Origin of the sequence: Pedobacter ginsenosidimutans (assembly GCF_001442625.1) — a bacterium.
GTDB lineage: Bacteria > Bacteroidota > Bacteroidia > Sphingobacteriales > Sphingobacteriaceae > Pedobacter > Pedobacter ginsenosidimutans.
Window position 1 is genome coordinate 1 of sequence record NZ_LMZQ01000068.1, and the last position, 9,648, is coordinate 9,648.

Sequence of the window (9,648 nt, forward strand, 5' to 3'; positions counted from 1 at the left end):
CGAATTGGTAGAATGGCTTTCCAAAAAGTTAAAGCTCAATAAAAGCTTCGAAGTTACCACAGAATATTTTGATAATATCGCTCCTGAGCTTGATTTTCGTACCATTATGAATCCTAAAAAAGAGGAAGATATTGTAAAAAACAAGCCATATTATCAGGTTTTTGAAGATAGACATCAATTTTTGCCCAACTTAAGTATTGTTGATTTGTTGTTTAACCAGGGCCCGCAAGCCCGGCTATATTTGTAAAGTATGGGAAAAAACAAGCCGCGTAACCGCCATAAGCACTATAAAGTTCCAGCGCCGGGCACCAGTCCGGGTTTATACACTATTGATGAAGATGCATTAAAGCCAATTATTGTACTTCATATTTATAACGATAAGAGTTATAAAAAAGTGGAATTGGAGAACATTAATAATATTGATAAACTGATTGAAAATAAAGATTTTTGTTATTGGTTTGATATCAAAGGACTTGCAGATCCTAATATATTCGAAACACTTTATTCAAAATTAGGTATCAGCAGGCTCGTATTAGAAGATATTACCAGTTCTTACCAGCGCCCCAAGCTGGATGAATATGATAATGACAAGTACATTTTTGCAGTGAGCAGGCATCTGTTTTTAAATGAGGAGAATATTTTAAATAATGATCAGGTCTCTTTTATCCTGTCTGAACGTACATTAATTACCTTTCAGGAAACTTATGCCGATTGTTTTGAGCCCGTAAGAAAACGTTTAGAAATAGGGAAGGGGAACATTCGTATTGGTGGTATTAGTTACCTGATGTATGCCATTATGGATGTAATAGTGGATAATTATTTTTCCTTGTTAAATTTTTGGGGCGAAGAGCTGGACACTATTGAAGACCGTTTATATGATCATCCTGACCGGAGAATCATGTACGATACACAAGCGATTAAAAGGTCGTTAATCATGATCCGAAAAGTAGCCTGGCCGGAGAGGGATAAGCTGAATGATATTATCCGTACGGATAGTCCGTTAATATCAGATCTCACCAAAACCTATATGAAGGATGCCTACGATCATTGTATCCAGATTATTGATTTTATAGAATCATTAAAGGAGATTGCTTCAGCCAATATTGATATGAATTTATCAATTATTAGTAACCGGATGAACGAAATCATGAAAGTTTTGACCATCATTTCGTCCATATTTATTCCATTAACCTTTATTGCAGGGATTTACGGAATGAATTTTAGTCGGGAAGACCCTACAACCGGAAAAATACTAAAAGACAATATGCCCGAATTGTATGCCGAACACGGTTATTTGTATACCTGGATTGTAATGGCTGTGATTGCAGTTTTGCAGGTGATTTACTTTTGGCGCAAAGGTTGGTTTAAATAATATTTTGTATTTGTACCAATTATTGGTATATTTAGAATTAAATAAGTAATTATGGGACGAAATACATCAATACTGTTAGGCGATCATTTCGATAATTTTATCAGTGAAAAAATAGCGTCTGGGAAATTTAATTCTGCTAGTGAGGTAATTAGAACAAGTTTAAGGCTGTTAGAGGAAGAGGAGAAGCAAATTGAACTGTTGCGCGAGGCTTTAAAAATAGGAGAGAAAAGTGGGTTCGTTAAAAATTTCGATCCTGTAGAGCACTTGGAAAAGTTACACCGCAAGCATTTATAATGGTTAATTACCGTATTAGTGAACCTGCGCAAGTAGATTTAGAAGATATTTGGTTATATACGTTTAAAAATTGGTCTAAAGATCAGGCTGATAGATATTACAGTTTATTACTTCATGAATGTGAATATCTATCAAACCATTTTGAACATGGAAAGATAATGGATCATATATTAAAGGGATATAGATGTTCGTCGGTTAAATCACACTTAATATTTTACAAATTGGGTGAGGATGGTGCAGTAGAAATAATCAGGATTTTGCATCAAATGACTAATATTAAAAGTCACTTATTGTAAAAAAATCAACTTTTAATATTTGTAGCTTTAGGGCGTTTTTGGTTAGGTTATAGATGCAGTCATTCGAAATAGATAAAAGCGACGTACTCAAGGTTAAAAATGCAATTTTAGCTGGTGATGAAACTTTAAAAATAGTTTTAGAGGAATACCATGCCTCAGAAATTGCGATTTTGTTTGAGCGTTTGGATAAATCCGAACAGCGGCACATTATCAACCTGCTTCCTGCAGAAATAGCTTCTGAGATTATTTCTGAGATGGATGAAGAATCCCATCCGGAAGATTTACTTTTTGAGCTCCATCCCGACAAACGTACCGAAATAGTTGAGGAACTGGATTATGATGATGCGACCGACATCATTTCCCAATTGGAGGATCATGAACAGAAAGAGATTTTAGAAGACCTCACCGAAGATCATGCTTCAGAAATCAGAAACCTTTTAACCTACGACGAAAAAACCGCCGGTGGTTTGATGAACACAGAACTGATCTGTGTAAACATCAACCTCACTAAAAAAGACGCAATCGACGAGATCATCCGGCAGAGTGAAGAAATGGAGGAGTTTTACACCATTTATGTAGTGGATGATGATGAGATTTTTAAAGGTATTGTTTCGTTAAAAGACATTATTAAAGCAAAACACAATGCCAAAATAACCGAATTGGTTAAAGTAGATGCTGTTTATGTGCATCCCGATACCGATCAGGAAGAAGTGGCGAACCTCATTTCCCAATATAACTTAACCAGTATTCCTGTTATTGATGATCACCAGAAATTACTCGGTAGGGTAACATTCGATGATGTAATCGATGTAATGGAGGCCGAAAGTACCGAAGATATCTTGAAAATTTCCGGGGTATCAGAAGATGAGGAATTGAGTGGTAACTGGGTAGAAGCGGTAAAATCACGTTTGCCATGGTTAATTATCAACCTCGGAACTGCTTTTTTAGCTTCATCTGTAGTGCGCTATTTTGATCCAACCATTAAGTTAATTCCTTCCTTAGCGGCCTACATGACCATTATTGCGGGGATGGGTGGAAATGCAGCTACCCAGGCACTTGCCGTAACGGTTAGGCGTATTTCACTTTATGACCTGACTGATAAACAGGCTTATCGTACCGTTTTAAAAGAATTTACCGTAGGTTTAATAAATGGTGCATCCAATGGATTAATCGTATTTATTTTTGCTTACTTTTTTGATGGAAACCCAATGCTTGGATTGGTTATCTTCCTGGCTATGACGGGCAATCTGGTAATTGCAGGTATCACAGGCGCTGGTATTCCATTAATTTTAAAAAGGGTAGGCATCGATCCTGCCATTGCATCATCTATAATTATTACTACTTTTACCGACGTTTTTGGTTTCCTATTAATTTTAGGATTGGCCAGCAAACTTTTACTATAGATTAAAAAATCCTGATCTCCATGCAAACGACAAGACACGATTGGACAAAAGAAGAAATATACGAAATTTATAACAGACCATTTTTAGATCTGGTTTACGAAGCTGCAAGCATCCACAGAGAAAATAAAGATTACAATGAAGTTCAGGTAAGTTCATTAATCTCGATCAAAACTGGAGGTTGTGCCGAAGACTGTTCATATTGCCCACAGGCAGCCCGCTACCATACCGAGTTAGAAGTTCAGCCATTGATGCAGGTTAGCCAGGTGGTTAGCGCCGCAGTTAAGGCAAAAGAGGGTGGTGCATCACGTTTATGTATGGGAGCTGCATGGCGCGAAGTACGGGATAACCGCGATTTTGACCGTGTAATTGAAATGGTAAAGGCTGTGAATGACATGGATATGGAAGTTTGCTGTACTTTAGGCATGCTTACTGAAAACCAGGCACAACGTTTAGCTGATGCTGGTTTATATGCATATAACCATAATATTGATACCTCTGAAGATGATTACAAACGTATTATTTCGACCAGAACTTACGATGATCGCTTAAATACCATAAAAAATGTTCGTAAAGCCAAATTAACAGTATGTAGTGGTGGTATTATCGGTTTAGGTGAAACAGTAGAAGACCGTGTTTCGATGTTGCAGACCTTATCAAATATGGAAAAACATCCTGAATCAGTTCCCGTTAACGCTTTAGTACCCGTAAAAGGTACTCCTTTAGAAAATCAGCCCCGTGTTCCAATCTGGGATATGGTAAGAATGATTGCTACAGCACGAATTGTAATGCCAAACTCGGTGGTACGTTTATCAGCTGGTAGAAATGAAATGAGCACGCTAGAGCAGGCTTTTTGCTTTATGGCAGGGGCAAGTTCTATTTTTGCGGGTGATAAATTATTAACCACGCCAAACCCTGCATTTGTTGATGATATGGCCATGTTTGAATTGTTGGGATTGAAAACCCGCGACGCCTTTAAAAATGGCAGACCAGCAAACACAAGGGTTGAACAGGAAGCTGTTTAATCAAAGATATAAACTGATATCCGTGGTGTCGGTTGTTTCTAACTGACACAAAGGTAGATTTCAAACCATATTAATATAAAACAAAAAGTCCCGACTAAAATCGGGACTTTTTGTTTTAGGGTAATTGCAGTGTTAAATGCGTGGTATCAGATGTTACCATCTGACTTCACTTTACACTGCAGTTACCCTTACTTCAATATTTCCTCTGGTTGCTTTAGAATACGGACATGCCCTATGTGCTTTATCAGCCAAGGCCTGTGCTTCCTCATGCGAAATACCTGGAATGTGTACATCAAGGTCGGCAGATAGAACAAATGCGTTGCCATCTTTATTAAAAGAAACTAATACTTTTACACTTGCTTCGCTAATATCAACGCCCTCGCGTTCTGCTACACCACCTAACGCACCCAAATAACATGGCCCCCATGCAGCGGCAAACAATTCTTCGGGATTGGTGGCACCTCCTTGCCCGCCAAGCTCTTTTGGCTTTCTTAAATCGAAATCTAAAATTCCATCACTCGATTTAATGTGTCCGTCTCTTCCTCCAGTAGCTGTAACTTCAGCCGTATATAGCTTTTCCATAATGTTTTCTTATTTGCTTAAACTAACAAACTATGCTTGTCTTTGTTTTTAGTCAGCTTAAAGACTACCTAAACATACCATTAAGGGCATAAATGGACTTAGTGTAAACAGTTAATAGCTATTTCATGTAAAAAACACGCATTTCATCCAATTTAAAGCTGAATTTAAGGTGTAGTAAAAATGTCTATTTTGTAGTTTTTGAGTTATAAAAATAAACGCGTATATCTCTTATAGTCAGTATTTTATTTGTTTAGCTTTTATGTTTGTTTAAGTGTAGTATTTGTAAACACTTTTTTATAAGAAAGCCATTTCGTGTAAAAAACCATGACTTTAACCTGACACTATAGCTGTGGATATACTAAAACAATATTTTTACTCTGTAACTATTTAAATCGTCCCAACGTTGATTAGTAGATTGTTTTTAATGCTGATCGTAGTAAGTTTTGCCTGGTCAGCCAAATTATGTGCACAATCCTGTCCGGAGAATATCGGTTTTGAAAATGGAAATTTTCAGAACTGGACGATTTATGCCGGTTCTATCGCCATTGAGAATAATCAGAACGTGGTAACGATGAATGAGGTGGCCAGGCCAATTTCTGGACGACATGCCATTATCAACAACAAAAATTTAGTAGATGCTTATGGTGGTTTCCCGTTAATTCCACCATCTGGAGGAAACTTCTCTGTGAAATTAGGAAATAATGTAACGGGCAGTCAAATTGATGGAATTTCATATCTGATGACAGTTCCAGCAGATCGGCCTGAATTTACCTTAACCTATCAATATGCGGTGGTGTTAGAAGATCCTATACACGAACCCTTCGAGCAGCCGCGCTTTATAGCAAGAATAAAAGATGTTGCAAAAAATGAATATATCCCTTGTGCCTCTTTCGAATATGTAGCTACTTCCTCTCTGCCAGGTTTTAAAAAATCGGCCAATTACGAAGGGGTGATTTACAAAGATTGGTCGCCGGTAACCATAAATTTATCTGGCTACCAGGGTAAACAGTTGTTAATAGAATTTATCAGTACCGATTGTTCGCGTGGGGCACATTTTGGCTATGCCTATGTGGATATCAATAATGTTTGTGGAGATCCGATCACGGGAAATACTTATTGCGCCAGTGCTGATGCACTTGATATTTCAGGTCCAAGTGGTTTTCAGACTTACAACTGGTATAACGAAGACCGATCTGTAAAATATGGTACTGGTCAATCCATTAGTATAAAACCTAAGCCAACTAATGGATCTAAAGTCATTTTGGATTTGGTTCCTTATGCAGGTTTTGGCTGTCCAGGTACAGTAAGTACGCTAATTCATGGAATAGATTACGAGCTTAAAGTTTTGGCAAAAGATGTGGTTTGCCAAAATGCTGAAATTGATCTTTTGAGTGCGAAATATATATTAAACAAATCAGATGATTTTACTTATTTGGTTTACGAGGATAAAGATTTAACCAAGCCAATAAGCGGACCGATAAAAATATTGACCGATAAAACTTTCTACATTAAGGCCACCAATTATAAAAGTTGCGAAAGTGTGGTTCCCATAGATATTTCGATATTTAATGTGGCAAATATTACAGTTAAAAATCCCGGTGCAGTTTGCTATACAGAAAGCGTAGATATTACAAAAGCTGAATTATACATAGGTGAATTGGGTGGGATTACGAAGTCTTATTATACCAATGAGGCTGCTACGCATGCAATTGCAGATCCACAGCATATCACTTCACCTGGTAGATATTTTGTTAAACTATCTAATGAATTTGGTTGCAGTAAAATTGTTTCAATCGATGTTACCATTAAAGATAAACCTGTTTTGAAGGTAAGCAATCCGAAACCTGTATGTATTGCAACGAAAGTAGATATTACTTCGGCAAGTTATTTTTTGGGCAGTGATGCTACATTTAAATATAGCTTTTATGCAGATAAGGAATTAACTAATCTATTAACTAATCCTACACAGGTTGATAAGTCTGGTTATTATTATGTAAAAGCAACTAACACGGATGGATGTACGGTTAGCGATAAAATTGAGGTAACGATTAGTGATATGCCTGCGCTCCATATCAAAGATCCTGAAACAGCATGTTATCCTGATAAGGTTGATATTTCCAATCCAGCTCTATATAACGGATCAAGCGACGGTTTAAGTTATTCGTTTTTCTATGATGAGGCCCTAACCAACCAGATTACTTTTCCTAAAGCCATTGCAAAAGCCGGAACCTACTATGTTAAAGCCTCAAATAATGGCGGTTGCTTTACTTCGGGTAAAATACAGGTAAGTTTTAATACCGCACCAACTATCGTACTCAATAAACCAAAGGCAGTTTTTGACAATGGTTTTGTCGATTTAACTGCACAGGAAATAACCAAAGGAAGCAGCGAGTTTATAAAAGCTGGTTATTTTGAAGATGCCGATTTAAAAAGACCTTTACCTAATCCTACAAAAGTGAACAAGGCAGGGGTTTACTATATTTCTATACAGAACGAAAAGGGCTGCACAGCTTCTGCGTCAATAGCACTAGAAATTTTACCACAGCCAAAAATCATTGTTCCAACTGCTTTTACACCACAAAAAGAAACCAATAACCGCTTGTACCCATTTTTGGTAGGTATCCAAAAATTAATCAGTTTTAAGGTATACAACAAATGGGGAATCTTAGTTTATCAGAGTGCCGATTTGGCCAATGGGGGTTGGGATGGGCAGTTTAAAAGTAAAATGCAGCCGCTAGAAACGTTTTCTTGGTTTGCAGAAGGTATTGATGTCTTCGGCGGTCAAATTCAGTCAAAAGGAAAAACTATACTCATATTATAATGTACAGATTGCTACTCATTTTATGTTTAAGCCTTACTACAATATGTTGTTGGGCACAAGACCCGAAGTTTTCGCAATACTTCGCTGCGCCCTTAAGTTTAAACCCTGCATTTACTGGTTTTTTTGATGGCGATTATCGAATTGCAGTCAATACAAGGCAGCAATGGGGCAACCTGGGCGACCCCTACAATACCTACAGTGTATCAGGGGATGTAAAACTGGTAGAAGACGAAAATTTCATCAATAGTTATTTCAGTTTGGGCTTAAGCGGTTTGTTTGATGAATCCTTAAATAAAGCCTTAAAATCGCAATATATCAGTGCCAGTGTTTCATACTATCAATACATGGATGAAGAGCATCGCTTTAAATTTGGTTTAGCACCACAGCTTTCTTACGTTTCTAAGTATTTAGACTACAATAAACTTACTTTTGCTTCTCAATATAATGGAGGAGGTGGTTTTGATAGTTCCATGCCAAACTACATTGATTTAAAGAATGATAAAACATCCTATTTCGATTTAAATATAGGGGCCAATTTTGCTGCTAATTTTGATTACTGGAGTGTTGCGGTAGGTTATGCGCAATATCATTTAACAAAACCTCAGGAAGCAATGCTAAGCAACAGCAACGATGTTGTTTCGGCACGTAAAACCATCAATTTAGGCTTACTTTATCTATTAAACAATAACGTAGACTTAAATTTTACAGGCGTTTATAATACCCAGAAAAACAATAAAGATGTTATTTTCGGTACCGTTTTAGGTTTAAAGCCTGGCGATGAAACTAAAATGAAACTGAATTTTGGCATGTGGTACAAATTTAACGAAGCTTCATTTTATCCTTATGTTGGTGTAGCCATGGGAAATATCAGTGCCGGTATTAATTATACTGTTTATGGAAGTAAACTAATGAGTGCTACGCCACGCACATACGAACTGTCTTTTATCTACAGGCATAACAATTTTAAAGGCTTTAAAGTGCCTTGTCCTAAATTTTAAGATCTTGAAATGATTTACCGCTCTTAATGAGATGGTTTCTCGTTGGCTAAAGTTTTATTTTTACCGATAGCTTATAAATATCGTAAGCTACTTTCTGGATGAGATCGAATTGCTCCGGAACCAAATCTTCACCTTTTTTTATGGCTAAACCATTATCATTTAATCTGATTAACGGCACATTATCAATGGTGCTGGTTCCTTGCTCCAGATTATTAATAGAAGTATCCAATAAATAATTGGTGTTATTGGCAATTGGTTTTAGGGTATCGAAACTCTCGAAGATAAATTGATGTTCCTTATTGTAGAGCGAAAGTGTTGCAACATAAGAAGACAATAAATGGCTGAGTGCTGTAAACTGATGCACTTCCTTAATAAACAACTGTTTGCTTTTTGGTTCAGAAAACATTCTTTGAAACAGGGAAGCCAAATTTGCCGTACTTACATACACTTCTTTCCGTGCCAATTTATATTCCGTTCTGTTGTAATTTTTTTCAAAATACAATTTAATCACTTGTTCGTAATAAGCCTTATTTGCCTTTAAAATATCGAGCATGGCCTCTTTGAGTTTTTCATGCTCCCAAGTCGGGAATAAAGAATAACTGGCCAATAGCGCAATACCAGAGCCTATAAAAGTATCATAAATCCTTTCGCGTGCCAGTGCTATCGATCCCATACCCAGAAAATCGAATAGGATTAAGATATATGGCGTCATAAAAAGTACACTCACTACGTAATTTTTCCTTTGGAAACTATAACAGCCAATCATGCAGATTAATAGGATCACAAATAAAGTGTTCCGATCGTGGATGTAATTAATTACGCCCATACCAATAAACGCCCCAACCGTGGTGCCGATTAAA

General features: G+C 37.0%; 10 protein-coding genes. 8 read left to right on the plus strand and 2 right to left on the minus strand.

The window, feature by feature from the left end; all coding sequences use genetic code 11:
* The 6 genes from ASU31_RS26605 to bioB form a co-directional block, all read left to right on the plus strand.
* Nucleotides 1–247, plus strand: a 247-nt coding sequence (locus ASU31_RS26605; protein ID WP_167346254.1) for a WbqC family protein, incomplete at its 5' end; no start/stop codon positions are given.
* Nucleotides 248–250: 3 nt separating this feature from the next.
* Nucleotides 251–1,372, plus strand: a complete 1,122-nt coding sequence (corA, locus tag ASU31_RS26610) for a magnesium/cobalt transporter CorA (RefSeq protein ID WP_057935267.1) — start codon at nt 251–253, stop codon at nt 1,370–1,372.
* A 51-nt stretch (nt 1,373–1,423) separates the two neighbouring features.
* Complete coding sequence (locus tag ASU31_RS26615; protein ID WP_057935268.1) at nt 1,424–1,666, plus strand: type II toxin-antitoxin system ParD family antitoxin; 243 nt, start codon at nt 1,424–1,426, stop codon at nt 1,664–1,666.
* Nucleotides 1,666–1,962: a type II toxin-antitoxin system RelE/ParE family toxin gene (locus ASU31_RS28170; protein ID WP_057935269.1), complete on the plus strand. Its 297-nt coding sequence runs from the start codon at nt 1,666–1,668 to the stop codon at nt 1,960–1,962. The genes ASU31_RS26615 and ASU31_RS28170 overlap by 1 nt, the downstream gene beginning before the upstream one ends.
* A 53-nt stretch (nt 1,963–2,015) precedes the next feature.
* Nucleotides 2,016–3,365 (plus strand): magnesium transporter, encoded by a 1,350-nt coding sequence (mgtE, locus tag ASU31_RS26625; RefSeq protein ID WP_057935270.1) that lies wholly within the window; start codon nt 2,016–2,018, stop codon nt 3,363–3,365.
* A gap of 20 nt (nt 3,366–3,385) precedes the next feature.
* On the plus strand, nt 3,386–4,387 hold the full coding sequence (bioB, locus tag ASU31_RS26630; RefSeq protein ID WP_057935271.1) for a biotin synthase BioB: 1,002 nt from the start codon (nt 3,386–3,388) through the stop codon (nt 4,385–4,387).
* A gap of 171 nt (nt 4,388–4,558) precedes the next feature.
* Here bioB and ASU31_RS26635 read toward each other — a convergent pair whose 3' ends face one another.
* Entirely contained in the window at nt 4,559–4,969 is a 411-nt protein-coding gene (locus ASU31_RS26635; RefSeq protein WP_057935272.1) for an organic hydroperoxide resistance protein, read from the minus strand.
* A gap of 403 nt (nt 4,970–5,372) precedes the next feature.
* Here ASU31_RS26635 and ASU31_RS26640 point away from each other — a divergent pair, with 403 nt between their 5' ends.
* Together ASU31_RS26640 and ASU31_RS26645 are read left to right on the plus strand one after the other, a co-directional pair.
* Entirely contained in the window at nt 5,373–7,790 is a 2,418-nt protein-coding gene (locus tag ASU31_RS26640; RefSeq protein ID WP_157258334.1) for a T9SS type B sorting domain-containing protein, read from the plus strand.
* Nucleotides 7,790–8,788, plus strand: coding sequence for a PorP/SprF family type IX secretion system membrane protein (locus ASU31_RS26645; RefSeq protein WP_057935274.1), 999 nt, complete (start codon nt 7,790–7,792; stop codon nt 8,786–8,788). Before ASU31_RS26640 ends, ASU31_RS26645 begins: the two co-directional genes overlap by 1 nt.
* A gap of 46 nt (nt 8,789–8,834) precedes the next feature.
* On the opposite strand, the gene ASU31_RS26650 is transcribed toward ASU31_RS26645, so the two are convergent.
* The coding region (locus ASU31_RS26650; RefSeq protein ID WP_209435071.1) for an FUSC family protein at nt 8,835–9,648 on the minus strand (814 nt) is incomplete at its 5' end.